Consider the following 14,910-nt stretch of genomic DNA (forward strand, 5'->3'; position numbering starts at 1 on the left):
CTTGGCTAAATTAACTGAGCGAATGGGGCCTGCGCTAAACTGGGCCAGACTGCCCGAGGGTATTCGACTCCATGTGATGGCGGGGCCAATGTTGGTCATCATCGTATTGGCGATGATGATACTGCCACTGCCGCCGGTAATTTTGGACCTGTTCTTCACCTTCAATATTTCGCTCGCCATCATGGTATTGCTGGTGAGTATGTTTACAAATAAACCCTTGGAATTTGCTGCGTTTCCTGCGGTTCTATTGTTCTCAACACTATTGCGGCTTGCCCTCAATGTCGCGTCAACGCGTGTTGTTCTAATGGAGGGTCATCAGGGTGGCGATGCCGCCGGTAAAGTCATTGAGGCCTTCGGTGCATTTCTCATTGGCGGCAATTTTGCGGTCGGGCTCGTTGTTTTTGCGATTCTTGTAATCATTAACTTCATGGTCATTACAAAAGGCGCCGGGCGGATCGCGGAAGTCGGCGCCAGATTTATGCTCGACGCAATGCCGGGCAAGCAAATGGCTATTGACGCGGATCTTAACGCGGGGCTAATCGGTGAGGCCGAGGCCAAAGAGCGTCGTCTCCAAGTATCACAAGAGGCTGATTTTTACGGCTCAATGGATGGTGCAAGCAAATTCGTGCGTGGTGATGCGGTCGCCGGCTTGATCATTATGCTGGTCAATATTATTGGTGGCTTGCTTATTGGTGTTGTTCAACACGGCATGGATGCGGGAACAGCGGCTGAGACCTATACACTGCTGACTATTGGCGACGGACTGGTGGCGCAGATACCTGCGTTGGTCATCTCCACTGCCGCCGGTGTCATGGTGTCGCGAGTGGATACCGACGAAGACGTCGGTCAGCAGGTAATCGGGCAGCTATTTGTCAACCCGAGGGTACTGGCACTCACCGCCGTGGTGATGGGGTTGCTGGGGCTCGTACCGGGGATGCCTAACTTCATGTTTCTGCTTATTACTGCCTGCCTTGGCGGCCTCGCGTGGTACATCGATACTCGCGACGACCCGGCGCCCACGGAGCCGATTCAGGAAGAGCTGTCTCCTGTTCCGGAAAGCCTTGAGGCGAGTTGGGAGGATGTGCAGTTTGTCGATGCCCTTGGGCTGGAGGTGGGACATCGCCTGATTCCCATGGTAGATCAGGAGCAGGACGGTAAGTTGCTGTCGAGAATTAAGAGTGTCCGGAAGAAATTTGCGCAGAGCATCGGCTTCCTACCACCAGTTGTGCACATAAAGGATAATCTGGAACTGGGCGCCAACCAGTATACGATTCTCCTGAAAGAAGCTGTTATCGGCGGCGGTGAAGTCTACCCCGAGCGCTACATGGCCATCGACCCCGGGAATACGACCGGCCGTTTGCAGGGTATTGACGCCCAGGACCCGGCTTTTGGTCTGCCGGCAGTCTGGATCGAAAGCGACAATCGGGACCGCGCCCAGATTTATGGCTATACCGTGGTGGATGCAAGCACCGTCGTCGCTACCCATCTCAATCACTTGATGCAGATGCATGCTAGCGAGCTTTTGAGCCGGTCGGAAGTCAAGCAGCTACTGGACAGACTTGGCGAAGATGGCCAGGAACTGGTGAGTGACGTCGTCGACAAGCGATTGTCAGTCGCTCATTTCCAGCGTGTACTCCAGGAGCTGCTTCGCGATCAGGTCCCGATTAGGGATATCAGGGGCATTCTCGAGGCGCTCGCTGATGGTGATGTGGCGAATGAAGACCTGGTGACTGTTCTGGAAAAAGTCCGAGTGGCGCTGGGTCGAACGATTACCCAGCGGTGGTTTGGTGCCCAGACCGAGTTACAGGTGATAGGGCTCGATCAGCAACTCGAAGACTTACTGATGCAGGCCACCGAAAGTGGCGCCTTGGATCCTGGTCTGGGAGAAACGATTATTACCCTGGCCGGACAAGCGTTACATGCACAGGAAGAGCAGGGGGGCGCCCCCGTGGTTGTTGTTCGTCAGGTCTTGCGGCGAATGTTGAACAGCTTACTCCAGAACCGCATTCCCGGTATAGCCGTGATGTCTGATACCGAAATTCCCATTGATAAGACGATTCGAATCACCAACTGGTTAGGAGGTAATTCATGAGCGTACGTCGCTTTACAGGTAATAGTCATCGCGATGCACTGCGCAAAGTGAAATCTGCTTTCGGAGACGCCGCCTTGATTATGACCAATCGCGAGACTGAACGCGGAGTGGAGATTGTTGCGGCGAGAGAGGGCGATATGGTGCCGTCGCAGGGTGACATTGTGTTGGCGGCGCCTGCGCCTGGTGTCGCTGCCACAACGGGTGAGTGTACAGAAGATAGAAATGCTCAGCTGTTGTCAGAGGTTCGCGATTTGAAGGGCATGATTGCCAGCTCAACCAGGCTGCTGCAACCGGGAACCAGTAACGCGGCCAGATTACAGTCGCTAATTAGAGATATGGGCCTTAGTGAAGCTCTCCAGAGTGACCTGATGTTGCGCTTCCCCGAGAGATTGCAAGAGCTGAACTGGCAGGAAGAGCCCATGCGGGATTGGCTGCGACAGCAGTTGAGAGCGCAGTTGCCACATGACGACACTTTCGAGCGTAAAGGCAAGGACAGTGGCATTCTCGTTCTGGTAGGCCCGACCGGATCTGGAAAAACAACGACCATCGCCAAAATAGCGGCTCGCTATGTCATGAGTCATGGTAGTGAAGAAGTGGGCCTAATCAGTGCGGATGCTTTCCGCGTTGGTGCGCAGGATCACTTGCGTGAATACGCCCAATTGCTTGATGTGAGTTTTTGTTCAGTCGCAGACGGAGTCGCTCTGCGCCAGGCGCTGCACGAACTTCGTGATAAGCGCTTTGTGCTGGTGGATACCTCAGGCCTCAGTCAGCGTGATGCTCGGATTATGCAGCAGTTCAGCGAGCTAACTTCTGCGTCCAGTGCTCTGGAATTTGCACTACTGCTGTGTGGCAATTGCCATCCTTTGACACTTGAGGAAGTAGTAGAAGCATATCAACGCAGTGCGCTGGCGGCCGGTAGCTCCATCAACCGCTGTATTCTGACAAAACTTGATGAGGCGTGTAGCCCGGGCTGCTAGTGGATGCTGTAATTCGTTTTGGACTGCTGCCGCTATACACGACCGCCGGCCAGCGGGTGCCTGAAGATCTCGATGAGCCTGACATGTCTGCACTGATAGATATGGCATTGGATCGCGCGTTTTCACAGCAGGCTTCGCGCCATTACCAAGTGCCGCTGCCGCCCTCGGGTTGGTCTAGAGAGCTGTTTCAGCGTGGCCGAAAAGTCAAGCTATGCCTGGATAAACTGCGAGATGCTGTACCCGGTTTCCCGCTGCTTGAGGCTGCCTGGGATATTTCACTACTGAACCCAGCTTGGCAACAAGCCAGGTTTGAGGAACTGACGACGCAGACGCAGCTAACAGCGTTGTGTCGTCCAGCGGTGCTTTGGGGCGCGGAGGGTGATTTGCAGTGCGATGGAGCCAATGTCCCTGGCCACAGTCTGTTGCTGGATGACAGCCTGCGGCCAGTTATTGCAGATTGCGGGACGCTGGGCGAGCACAGCATGATATGGTTGCAGGCACGATTTCGTGCAGTGCTGCAAATATTTCCCGAGTTGCCAGATATTGACACGGTCATCCGTCTTTATGAGAGCTGTTGGCTTGCACAGGCTTCGCCCGATACCCAGGTGTGGACGAACGACGAGGTTGCGGCTGTACGAGAATTGGTCTCGGTAGCTGAACTGCATGCCCGGGAGCCGCTGCACTTTGATGGGCATGACACCACGATGGAGTTGCGGCAGATACCTGTCCGGCTGGCTGGGCCGAGTATGCGCAAGGTAGCCCAACTCAATGCACGACTCTGGCTGGTAACCATCAGGGCTGATGCCTCGGGTGAAGCCCTTATCTCGAAATACTGGATAAGTTCTGAATGTATGGAAGATGAGACCGTGATCCCCGCGCTTATCGGCTTGGAGCGCTTTAGTGATTTGGCAAGCTTCAGCTACCGTCAACTGACCCAGGTGCCTGGCTTCCAGTGCTGTGAGGGCCTGCGCAGATTTGTCGCACAGGGTTTGGCTGCGGCCGCGCTGCGTGTCCAGCATAGCGACCATCTGGATGACTATGATTTAAGGGCCGAACTGGCAGCAATGCAGGGTCAAGTTGACGCGCGCAGCGCCGATACTCTTCTGGAATCCCTTACTTTTCTCATGATAGCGCGGGAGTTGTTGGTCCCGGCAAACACGAATTAACAGCGATGAGCGATCAAGCAGCAAGTCTAAGGGACTGGGCAATGAAACGCGCTCGGCAGGCTCGCGACCAGGCGGGTGACGGTCAAGTGTGCGGCGATAATGCCGGTAAGACCCTTGTGGTTGTGGGCGCCCCAATGAATCCGACTATGTGGGGCGGCGCATGGCGGAATGGTCGCGCGCTGGCTATGAGTGGCTTGATCCTGCGGGTGGGTGGCAGATTATCGATGCCACCGACGATGATTTGACCGCCGGTCCCGAAGTGCTTCGATGTCCTCGCTGGGCCCTGTGGATAGACTCTGATATCCATGCTTTCCAGAAAGCATACTCCCATCTAAAGTGGATAGCCGGCAACGGTGGTCCAGAGCGCGTTCTGGCGCTGCACGACACAGGTCTGCCGCACAAAGGTCTACTCGACAACCTGGTTACTGTTGCTGCCGGGCGATGCGACATTAATCTGTGTTTATTGAATGGCTGAACCGGGGAATTGATTCACATTGCACGCCGTATTCCCGGCTTTCGAAAAATCGACACGCTTTAGAATCCCTGACGTAAAGACAATGAAACGATGGCGCTCAACGCGGCTGTCAGGGATGGAAGAAACGATGTATACGGCAAAAGGACAGCTTGAGCAGCGTGACTTGGCCGAGGAATATATTCCGATTGTACGCCGTCACGCACTGAGCCTCAGGGTGCGGTTGCCGGCCAGCATAGAGTTGGATGACCTGGTTCAGGCGGGGTATCTCGGTTTGCTCGAAGCGATGCAGCGTTTTGATGAGAACAATGGCACCCCATTTCAGGCCTATGCTAGTGCCCGTATACGCGGTGCGATGGTGGACGAGTTGCGCTCGCGTGACTGGTTGCCGCGCAGCGTTCGTCGTCGCGCCCGGGAAATGGAAGCCGTGGTGTCGCGGCTGGAGCAATCCTTGGGGCATCCGCCTTCGGAATCTGATATTGCAGCCGCCATGGGAATTGATCTGGAGGACTACCTGCATCTTCTGGCCGATACCAATAACGGCCTTATTCTGCCGCTGGCGCAGTTGGCTGAACAGGGGTGGGAGCCGGGTGACGACGCTGATGAAGATGGCACACCTTATCTGGACGCCCTCTATGAGGAACAACATGAACATTTGGTAGCGGCCGTCGAGGCCGTCCCTGAGCGCGAGCGACTTCTGCTGGCGCTTTATTATCAGGAAGACCTGAATCTGAAAGAAATTGGCTCGCTGATGGGCGTAAGTGAATCCAGAGTATGTCAGTTGCATAGTCAGGCCGTGGCCCGCATCCGTTCACGGCTGGGACGAACTATGGAGGTGAACTGAGCCTAACCCCCGGGCTCAAGTATTGGATTTGCGGGCCGATCATTTGCTTAGGTGAATTGTTTAATTGTGGTGGCAAAGGCAAATGGATTCGGCGACGCTTATAGGGATGGTGGGTGCAGTTATAGTAGTTGCATTGGCTATTGGGCTCGGTGGCTCAGCAGCCACGTTCATCAACTTGCCGGCATTACTAATTGTTCTGGTGGGAACCCTGTTCGTCGTTATGATGAAATTTTCCCTGCACGATTGTCTCAATGCTTTCAGTGTGGCTTCCCGCGCCTTCAAATATCGCCTCGTGCCTCCCCAGGAGCAGGTCGATACACTCGTAGAGATGTCCAAATTATCGCGCAAGGAAGGCATGCTGGCACTCGAGCGGCTAGAGATAGACGACCCGTACCTGGCGGATGCGGTGGTGATGCTGGTTGACGGTATGGACCGCGCATCTGTCGAGGCGCGTATGAGCAAGTTGTCGCAGCAGACGGCGGATCGCCATTCCTGGGGCGCCGAAGTATTTTATGCGGCGGCGGACGTTGCGCCGGCGATGGGTATGATTGGCACGCTGATTGGGCTTGTGCAGATGCTATCGAACATGGATGACCCAAAGAGTATCGGTCCGGCGATGGCAGTGGCCCTGTTAACAACCTTGTATGGTGCGGTGCTGGCCAATGTGTTTGCCAAACCGATTGGTGACAAGCTCAGCCTGCGAAAAGACGAGGAAGCACGCAGTAATGCGCTTTCCCTGGACGGTATTCTCGCTATCCAGGATGGATTGAATTACCGTATTGTTGAAACGCTGTTAGCAGTGTATTTAAAGCCCCAGCCGCAGGGGGAGGAAACAGAAGAAGTAGCTGAGGCTTCGCGGGCCGCCGCGTGAGCTCGCGAAACTCAGGCTCCAGCGGCGCCCCGGCATGGATGGCAACATTTGCCGACCTTATGTCGTTGATGGTTTGTTTTTTCGTATTGCTGCTGTCGTTCTCGCAAATGGATATTGTCAAGTACAAGAAGCTTTCTGAATCTATGAGACTAGCTTTTGGCGTGCAGCGGGATGTGCCTGCGATGGAGATCCCCAAGGGGACCAGTGTCGTTCGCCGGGAGTTTAGTCCCGGTACACCCAGACCCACGCCTCTGCCTGAATTCAAGCAGCAAACCACGGATCAGGTCAGTCGCAACCTGCAATTGGGGAACCCCGACAGCGAGGAATTGTCCGAATACGACGTCGAGAATATGCGGCCGCAAGAAATCGATGAACTGAAGAGTATACTGGCAGAGCTTGGCGAGGAGGAAGTGCTTCGCAAGGTACTCAAGCAGGGCATTGATGAAGGTAAAGTGGAATTTGATTCGACGCATAATCAGGTGACGATCCGTATCCGTGAACACGGATCTTTTGCCTCGGGCCTGGCGGTACTCAATGAGGATTTTCTGCCGCTGATCGCTGAGTTACGTTGGGCTTTGCGAGAGGTTCACGGTACGATATCGGTAGAGGGCCATACGGATGATGTTCCTTTTCGCGGGGAGGGCTATGACTCCAATTGGGAGTTGTCGATTGATCGCGCTATGTCTGTGGCGCGAGAGCTGATGCGCGATGGGCTGCTTGATGAAGATCGCTTTATGGTAGTGGGGCATGCTGATACACACCCGCTAAAGCCCAATGATTCGGTTGCCAATCGCGCCGCGAACCGACGTGTGGAGATCGTGATTCGTGACAAAAAACTTCCACCCATTGCCGAAACCCCGGGTGGCACTTTGGAACTCATCTCCAATTCAGTTCCCTAGTCTGCTTTTTGCCCTGACACGTCAGCTATTGGTCCGAAAAGATGACGCTTTTCTCAATCGCGTCTATAATTTTCGAGGCGGATATCGGTGACGTTAGGGAGGACGTCGAGTGCACTTAGTAAAGATCGTTTACATCGAGGACAATATCTCGAATATGACCTTGGTGAGAAAAATTATTGATCTTGTCGACTCAATTGAAATGGTCGGCGCATCGACAGGTGGTGAAGGCATTGAGCTGGTGCGTTCAACACTCCCAGACATCGTACTTCTGGATATCAACTTGCCGGATATGGACGGCTTCAGCGTTCTACGCACCTTGAAAGAGGACAGTAGCACTGAGCGTATCCCCGTAGTGGCACTTACAGCCTCGGCCACCCGGGCGGAAGTATTGGAAGGGAGAAAATTGGGCTTTGATCGCTACCTCACCAAGCCCTTTAATATTAAAGAATTTCTAGACCTGCTGAGCAATCTCGCACCCACTGCTGAAGCATTGAAACTATGAGTCGCTGGGGAATATCCTATGGCCGATAATCACCCGCTTGTTGCACCGAAACATACTCCGAGACAACTTCCTGAGTCGTTGCGGCTGTTGATAGGTGGCGTGGTTTTTGTGCTATTACTCCAATTTATCTACATGGCGTCTGTTACGCTGGCATATCGCGAGCTGCAAAGAGACGTTGATCATGCCGCTGCGGCTTTAATCTCGACTCGTGCAAACGAAGTTGCTGTTTACAGTCTGTGGGTCGACATGATGGGCCCCGTCCTAACTCGTTCACCGCCCGTCAGGGCGTTTGCAGACCAGGGCCTGGGTTCAGATGCATCTCAGGTTGGGAGTTCGAATGATGAGTTGTTCGAATGGCTGTCCGACGTTCTGGTCAGTCATCCAAATATGCAGGGTATCTACTTCGTCAATGAGTCGTTGGATGAGGTGACGTACTCGATTCAACGCGGGCCATCTGACACCCCCACCAGTGGCATGTATGTCGATACCGAGGCCCTTATGGCGGCCTTACGTCAGCCAGGCTTGGGCAGTGCCGTAGTGAGTTCGGAAACGGAGATACGGTACCACTCGCTTGAGCTCTTACAAGGGCTTGATGAAGAAAACAGTTACACGATCCCCGGGCGGCTCACTGCGATACATCTATTCGATTCCCAGGGGCGGCCGGCGGGGCAAATGGTAATTCAGTACTGCATCGTAAAATGGGCCAAATCCATTGCGCTTAGGGATCCGTCGAATCTTCTGTCCAGCTATCTGGTGGACGAACGCAACCAGTTTTTAGGTGTAGACGTTGTCAGTGACAGGGCCAGGGATTTTCTGCATTCCCAGCTTCAACCTGAATCGCTCATGGGCTGGCAAGAGGGTGGTCTTATGCAGGCCTATCAGAGGAACGGCGAGTTTGTGATCGCGGCGCGAGTGCCACTGGCAGAAGAAGGCATTATTCGCGAACTCAGCCAGGTCTTAATCGGCAAGCCCGAGGTCGTCGCTAGTTACCATGCACAGCTGACCCGGGATAACTTTATTGCCGGTGCTGTACTTTTGGTTGTTCAGTCGCTGTTCTGTATCTACCTCTATCAGTCTATATATCGGAGAAACCGTCTTTTGCAGAGCAATGTCGAATACGAGCGCATCGTAGAGCACAGTCTCGCAGGAGTCATGGTTGTTGCCACCGATGGCGAAGTGTTGTCGTGTAATGAAGCGGGCCTGACGATATTTGGCTTTGAAGACGAGCAAATCGTAGGTGACGATCTATATCGCCGAGTGCATTGCGGCGACGATGTCAGGCTTAGTTTCGAGGTGCTGGACGAACTTGCCGACCGCGGGCACGGTAACAACGAGGTAACTTGGACGGTGGCCGGGCAGAAGTTGGAGCTACTGATCAATGTGGCCTGGTTGGATTATGAGGGCCACGAAGGGGCTTTTACACTCATCATTGTTGATAATAGCGGGCAGGTCGCTCTGCGTCATCGCATGGTATCCGCCAATGAGAAGCTAGAGGATGAAGTTCGTAAACGCACTATTGAACTTGAAAAAGCGCATGAGCTGGCCCTGACAACCAACGAGCTGAAAACCGGGTTTATTGCTAATATCAGTCACGAGCTGCGCACGCCCATTCACGGCATCTCTGGTACATTGCGCCTGCTGCGCCAGGATCCGCTCAACGAACGTCAGAATCACCGCCTAATGATGGCGGAGGAGAGCGTTGCCGAACTCAGTCGCATTATCGGCGGCATAATCGATGTGTCGAAACTCGAGGCCGACCGACTCGATCTCGAGGAGTCCGAGATCAGTTTGCCAACGGTGATAAACAAGGTAGTGGCAGATATCGCGCCACGGGCGGCCAAGAAAGGACTGGAGTTGGTCGTCGATATCGTGGACGTGAGTGAAGGGCTGATCTATGGCGACGGCGATCGCGTAGGGACGGTGATTGAGTCGTTGCTGGACAACGCAGTCAAATTCTCCGAGCAGGGCGAAATCTATGTGCTAGGTAGCACATCCCTTGGCTACGAAGATGAAGTGTTGTTCCATCTGAGTGTGCTTGACGACGGTCCGGGTGTGACGCCATCTGAGGTGGAAAGCCTATTCGATCCCTACTATCGTGGTCAGGCAGCCGGGGACGAAGGCTGGAAGCCAGGTGTTGGCATGGGCCTCGCGGTTGGTCGCCAATACTGCAGACTGATGGGCGGTGAACTACATGTCGAGGCACCCGAGAGTGGTGGCAGCCGCTTTACCATGGAACTTCGATTAAGTGCGTTGGAACCGGAGCGGGTTACCAGTCTTGTTGCCGACGGGGTTTTACAACAACGGCGTATCGTGGTCATGGAGAGTGGTCCAAATGCCTTGTCAGTCATGCGCCGCACGTTGGATGCGCAACGAGTTCAGGCGCATTTCTGTGAAGATTTAATGGATTTGAAACTCTCCCAGTGGGAGTCGCTGGATACACTAATAGTGCCGCTGGGGGTCTATGAAGAGTATCGCAGCATGATCCGGGATCGGCTTAATCGGGATAAGGGTACTGTGCCACCTCTGGTGCTGGTAACTGCCTATCCGCTGCCAGAAATTCTTATGCGACAAACAAGTTTCGACGACAACGTATTTCTTCTGAGGAAGCCGGTCACGCCATTCACTCTGGAGAATGCGATTCTGCAGGCCGAGGGCGAGCAGCCGCCGACGCACGGTGATAGTCGCGAGCTGGGCGACGACGATAGCAGAAAGATCTGGGAGGTATTACCTTCATTGACGGTCATGGTTGTCGATGATAACGAGATCAATCTGCGAGTGGTCGGTGGCCTACTCGAAAGCTACGGAACGAACGTTGATTACGCGCGCCAAGGCCAGGAGGCGATAGATATTTTGTTGCGCAACCGCGGCAAAGTGTATGACGCCATTGTAATGGACTGCCAGATGCCGGTAATGGATGGCTATGAGGCTACTCGACGTATTCGTGCTGGCACGGCCGGTATTGAGCGTCGCAACGTACCTGTTGTAGCCGTCACTGCCGGTGCCATGGGCGCGGATCGTGCCAAGTGTCTTGAGTCGGGCATGAATGATTACCTAGTCAAACCACTTGAGCCCAATGCCCTTGAGCTCAGCCTGGTGCGCTGTGCGGACGGCAGTGACGTAAGCGAGAGAAGCCAGGTTCAGAGTTTGGCCGCGAAAAGCGAGGAATTGAAGCTGGCAGAAAGAAACCTGAGAGGCCTGCCAGACTGGAGTCGAGAAGATCTCGAGCGGCGTATACTCCACAACCGCGATATATTCCATACTATTGTTGAGCTCTATACTCGTACCTCTCCAGACCTTGTTGCCCAGATGGACGATACGCTGGAGGCTGCCAATTATCGTGATTTGCGAACTGCAGCCCATGATCTGAAAGGCATGGCGGATAATATCAGCGCCTCCAAAGTAGCCTATCTCGCCCGCGACATAGAAATGGCCACGCTCGACCGACGCATCGATGACGTCAGTGCTTTGCTGGAGTTACTCAAGCGATGTAACCGGCGCCTGGTGGGGCTGCTGGAGGAAGAAACTCAAGCGCTTTAAGTCGATGAGTTGGCTGACACCGTCAGGGGTGGTACTGAACAGTTCTCGTCAACGGTTGTGTTGGTACGCCACGTGGAATTTCTGTGGGTTTGAGAGCGGCGTATTTTTTCTGCTTGTACATTGCCCTGTCGGCATATCGGAGAAGCGCCGGTAGGTCGGGACATTCGGGATAGGTTGCTATGCCTATTGCTGGCCGGCAGGTGACATCGATCTCACCCACTCGAAAGGGTTCGTCAAAGGCGCCTTCTATGCGTTTAGTCAGGCTCTTAACTTCACAAAGGTCTTGCAGAATGTCGGTGAGAATGACAAATTCGTCGCCTCCCAATCTGGCCAGCAGATCGCATTGACGCACCAGAGAATTTAGTCGACTAGCCACGCCCTTGAGCAATTCATCACCGACATCGTGGCCATAGCTGTCGTTAATCAGCTTGAAGCCGTTAAGATCAAGAAACATAAGCGCCAGCGAGTGTTTTCTCCGACGTGCCTGTTTAATCGCGCGCTCTCCGACTTCCTGCAGCATCAGACGATTCGGTAGCCCTGTGAGGCAGTCGTAGCGTGCTGCGCAGGCCAGCAGCTCGTTTTGCTCGGCCGTCCGCTCCAGCTCTTCCTGAAGGCGTTGGGTGATTTCCTTGCGTTCTACGGCGTAACGAATCCCCCGCGAGAGTAGTTCTGGGCTAAGTTGGCTTTTTGGGAGATAGTCCTGAGCGCCCGAGCGCAGTGCCCATGCCGCCACTTCATCGTCCTCATTGCCTGTAAGCACTACAATCGGCAGTGCCGGCACGCGGTTGCTGATGTCGTCGATCTTGTCGACACCCTGGTGATCAGGGAGGCCGAGATCGAGTAGTAGTATGTCAAACACATTGCGCTCTATGGCTGCCAAAGTATCGTCCAGGCGTGTGACAAAGCAAGCTTCCAGATGCTGCGGGAATGCGCGGTTCAGCATCTCTTTGATGAGTTCGGCATCTGCTAGGTTGTCTTCCGCAACTAATATTCTTCGGATAGCTGGAGCGATAGTTGGTGTCGTTAACATGGTGCATCTCCTTGATTTCGAAGAGGCATTCTGCAGTGCACTGCTAGCCCGCCTAGAGCACTGTGATTGAAAGAAATATGACCGCCCGCCAAGTCGACGATTCGACAGCAGTGAGCGAGGCCCATGCCAATGCCAGGGTACTCCTCTGCCCCATGCAGACGAGAGAAGAGCGATGAAATCTGTTCGTAATCTTTGGGCTTTACTCCAATGCCATTGTCCTCCACCAGAAGCTCAAACTGGTTCGCTATTGAGCTTGCAGAAATTGCAATTTGTGCTGCGTTACCGGTGAGCTGGTAAGTTAAGGCGTTGTTCAGCAGATGCTTCAGTAATTCCTCGAACTGAGCTCGATCACCTGTGATGTATTGATTGGATGCTTTCGAATGGACGACGGCACCGGCCTCTCGAAGTTTGGCTTGTAGCTCGCTCAGTACATTAGCGATGGCCTGGTCAACGTCGATTGGCTGGCCCTCCTGCCGCTCGCTGGCTAGTTTAGTATAGTGAAGAAGCGCCGCGAGCATTGTCTGACTACGCGCACCATTTTCGGCGACGAGTTCTAGCCAGAAGCGTTCCTTGTCGTCCAGGCGCGAGTCCAGACGATCCAGCAATAATCCCGAAAATTGTACGACCGAACGTAGCGGTGCGCCCATGTCATGGGCAAGCCCGTATAGCAGTCTTTGTTCAATATCAGTCTGGTTTGTAGGCTCAAGTCGGCTCATACTTCGCTCTCTTGAAAGTTTGGGGTTGCAGGCTGATCTGCGCGTGGAAGCGCGACTATGTTAATCCAGAACGTTTCGATCATTTGTATGACATTGAGAAAATCCTGTAGCTGAACGGGTTTGGTAATAAAGCAGTTAGCGTGAAGCTGATAGGTTTCTTGAATGTCGCGGCTGGCCTCAGAACTGGATAGTACGATGATTGGAATACACCTGAGGTTTTCATCGGCTTTGACCTGGGCGAGAATTTCCCTGCCGCTTACCTTAGGTAGGTTTAAGTCGAGCAAGATCAGGTCAGGTAAGTTTGTGGACGAATGGGGTTCACGTTGTAGTAGATAATCCAGGGCTGTCTCGCCGTCGGTGATGACATCCAGCTGATTGGTGAGTCGCCCCGTTTCCAGAAGTGCTTCGCGGGTGAGTTCAATATCTCCAGGATTGTCCTCGATAAGGAGAATGCTTATCGAGCCACTCGCCCTGGTCGAGTCATCGCTTTGACCATCGATCCTACTTATACTTCGGTTAAATGGGGATAGGTTATGCGACTGACTTGACATGATGACCTTCCTCGCTGGTATTGCTACTGCTGTCGGCGCTAGTGGCGTTCTTTCTGGGCCATTTCAGGACGAATCGAGAACCCTGATCGGCGCTGCGATCGAGACTGATAGTGGCGTCATGTCGCTCGGCTACCCGCTTGCAAATGGCGAGCCCCAAACCCGTGCCCGGATAGTCTGCTCTTGAGTTCAATCGCGAAAACATTTCGAACAATGAGTCGGCATACTTTGGAGGGATGCCAATGCCGTTGTCGCTTACGCTGATCGTCCATAGGTCCTCGTGACATTCAGCAGATACTTCGACACAGGGCGCTGCGGATTCGTTGAATTTTATGCCGTTAGTAATCAGGTTGGTAAGCAGCTGCAGAATCTGGGAGTGCACACCTACTATTGTAGGCAGGTCATGCCATTGAACACTGCCGTTAGCTTCAGACAGAGAAATCTGCAGTGTTGTACATACCTGTTCAAGTACAATATTGAGGTTTACCTGCGCATAATTCTCGGCACTCTGATCTACCCGGCAAAAGCTAAGAATATCGGTGATCATGGTCTTGGTGGTGGTTGCTGAATTGGTAATATACTCCAAGTATTCGCGGGATTTGTGGTCGAGTGAATCTGCCGCGCGTTTCTCTAGGAGTTGGCTGAAGCTATGCATCATGCGCACAGGTTCTTGTAGGTCATGTGAACAAATAAAGGCGAAACGTTCCAGTTGCTCATTGGACTGGGTAAGCTTTTCAAGAGCAACATTCATTTCCCGATTGCTTTCCTCGAGTTGCTGCATCACCCGGCGACGGTCACTAACATCCATAACGGAGATTGCAACTGAACGATCCTTACCCAGCACAACAGGCGCCAGCCCGATTTGCAGCGGCAGTAGTTCACCGCTCCGCGACAAGCCGAATAATTGATCATTCCCTTCAGACATATTGCGCTGGCGGTTTTCCTGCGAGAAGGCGGTGCGATAGCGCGGATGGATTGAGCGTTTTTCCTGTGGAATCAGGTTCTCGATAGGCATATCCATAAACTCCTCCTCCGAAAAACCAAACAATCGACACGCTGCGCTATTGGCCTCAGTTATGAGCCCCTTGCTGTTGATGATTAGCAGGCCAGTCGGCATCAGCCGGTTGATGGCCCTGGCGCGCTCACCTGCCTGAACGAGTTTGTCGCTGAGCTGGTTGTACTGTTGTGGTTGGAAGGCCAGCAGCAACAGCGCCATGGGAGTAACCAGGAGGTGACTCCACAGCAGGGCCTTCGAG

At 53.7% G+C, this 14,910-nt stretch carries 13 protein-coding genes; 9 read left to right on the top strand and 4 right to left on the bottom strand.

Going from position 1 to position 14,910, the window contains the following annotated elements:
- Window position 1 precedes the first annotated feature (1 nt).
- From flhA to BST95_RS07590, 9 genes are all read left to right on the top strand, one after another.
- Entirely contained in the window at window positions 2-2,092 is a 2,091-nt protein-coding gene (flhA, locus tag BST95_RS07550) for a flagellar biosynthesis protein FlhA (protein ID WP_229801693.1), read from the top strand.
- Window positions 2,089-3,069, top strand: coding sequence for a flagellar biosynthesis GTPase FlhF (gene flhF / locus BST95_RS07555; RefSeq protein ID WP_084198761.1), 981 nt, complete (start codon window positions 2,089-2,091; stop codon window positions 3,067-3,069). Before flhA ends, flhF begins: the two co-directional genes overlap by 4 nt.
- Window positions 3,069-4,235, top strand: a complete 1,167-nt coding sequence (locus tag BST95_RS07560) for a hypothetical protein (protein ID WP_084198762.1) — start codon at window positions 3,069-3,071, stop codon at window positions 4,233-4,235. The genes flhF and BST95_RS07560 overlap by 1 nt, the downstream gene beginning before the upstream one ends.
- 160 nt (window positions 4,236-4,395) lie before the next feature.
- The gene (locus BST95_RS07565) at window positions 4,396-4,710 is read left to right on the top strand and encodes a hypothetical protein (RefSeq protein ID WP_084198763.1); all 315 of its coding nucleotides are present in this window, start codon (window positions 4,396-4,398) and stop codon (window positions 4,708-4,710) included.
- 127 nt (window positions 4,711-4,837) lie between these two features.
- Entirely contained in the window at window positions 4,838-5,551 is a 714-nt protein-coding gene (locus tag BST95_RS07570) for an RNA polymerase sigma factor FliA (protein ID WP_084201091.1), read from the top strand.
- An 82-nt stretch (window positions 5,552-5,633) separates the two neighbouring features.
- The gene (locus tag BST95_RS07575; protein ID WP_066057778.1) at window positions 5,634-6,422 is read left to right on the top strand and encodes a MotA/TolQ/ExbB proton channel family protein; all 789 of its coding nucleotides are present in this window, start codon (window positions 5,634-5,636) and stop codon (window positions 6,420-6,422) included.
- Window positions 6,423-6,460: 38 nt separating this feature from the next.
- The gene (locus BST95_RS07580) at window positions 6,461-7,321 is read left to right on the top strand and encodes a MotB family protein (protein WP_084198764.1); all 861 of its coding nucleotides are present in this window, start codon (window positions 6,461-6,463) and stop codon (window positions 7,319-7,321) included.
- 109 nt (window positions 7,322-7,430) lie between these two features.
- On the top strand, window positions 7,431-7,823 hold the full coding sequence (locus BST95_RS07585) for a response regulator (RefSeq protein ID WP_084198765.1): 393 nt from the start codon (window positions 7,431-7,433) through the stop codon (window positions 7,821-7,823).
- A gap of 246 nt (window positions 7,824-8,069) precedes the next feature.
- Window positions 8,070-11,360 carry a hybrid sensor histidine kinase/response regulator gene (locus BST95_RS07590; protein ID WP_169843880.1) on the top strand — a complete coding sequence of 1,097 codons (3,291 nt, stop codon included), beginning with the start codon at window positions 8,070-8,072 and terminating at the stop codon, window positions 11,358-11,360.
- Between the two features lie 22 nt (window positions 11,361-11,382).
- Here the strand turns inward: BST95_RS07590 and BST95_RS07595 are convergent, their stop codons facing one another.
- Genes BST95_RS07595 through BST95_RS07610 form a run of 4 tightly spaced genes read right to left on the bottom strand, consistent with a single transcriptional unit; the run spans window position 11,383 to window position 14,870 of the window.
- The gene (locus BST95_RS07595; protein WP_084198767.1) at window positions 11,383-12,390 is read right to left on the bottom strand and encodes a diguanylate cyclase response regulator; all 1,008 of its coding nucleotides are present in this window, start codon (window positions 12,388-12,390) and stop codon (window positions 11,383-11,385) included.
- Window positions 12,384-13,106, bottom strand: coding sequence for a sensor histidine kinase (locus BST95_RS07600; protein ID WP_084198768.1), 723 nt, complete (start codon window positions 13,104-13,106; stop codon window positions 12,384-12,386). Before BST95_RS07600 ends, BST95_RS07595 begins: the two co-directional genes overlap by 7 nt.
- Window positions 13,103-13,657 (bottom strand): response regulator, encoded by a 555-nt coding sequence (locus tag BST95_RS07605; RefSeq protein WP_084198769.1) that lies wholly within the window; start codon window positions 13,655-13,657, stop codon window positions 13,103-13,105. Before BST95_RS07605 ends, BST95_RS07600 begins: the two co-directional genes overlap by 4 nt.
- Complete coding sequence (locus tag BST95_RS07610; RefSeq protein ID WP_169843881.1) at window positions 13,638-14,870, bottom strand: sensor histidine kinase; 1,233 nt, start codon at window positions 14,868-14,870, stop codon at window positions 13,638-13,640. Before BST95_RS07610 ends, BST95_RS07605 begins: the two co-directional genes overlap by 20 nt.
- Window positions 14,871-14,910 lie beyond the last annotated feature (40 nt).

The organism is Halioglobus japonicus (assembly GCF_001983995.1).
Taxonomy (GTDB): Bacteria; Pseudomonadota; Gammaproteobacteria; order Pseudomonadales; family Halieaceae; genus Halioglobus; species Halioglobus japonicus.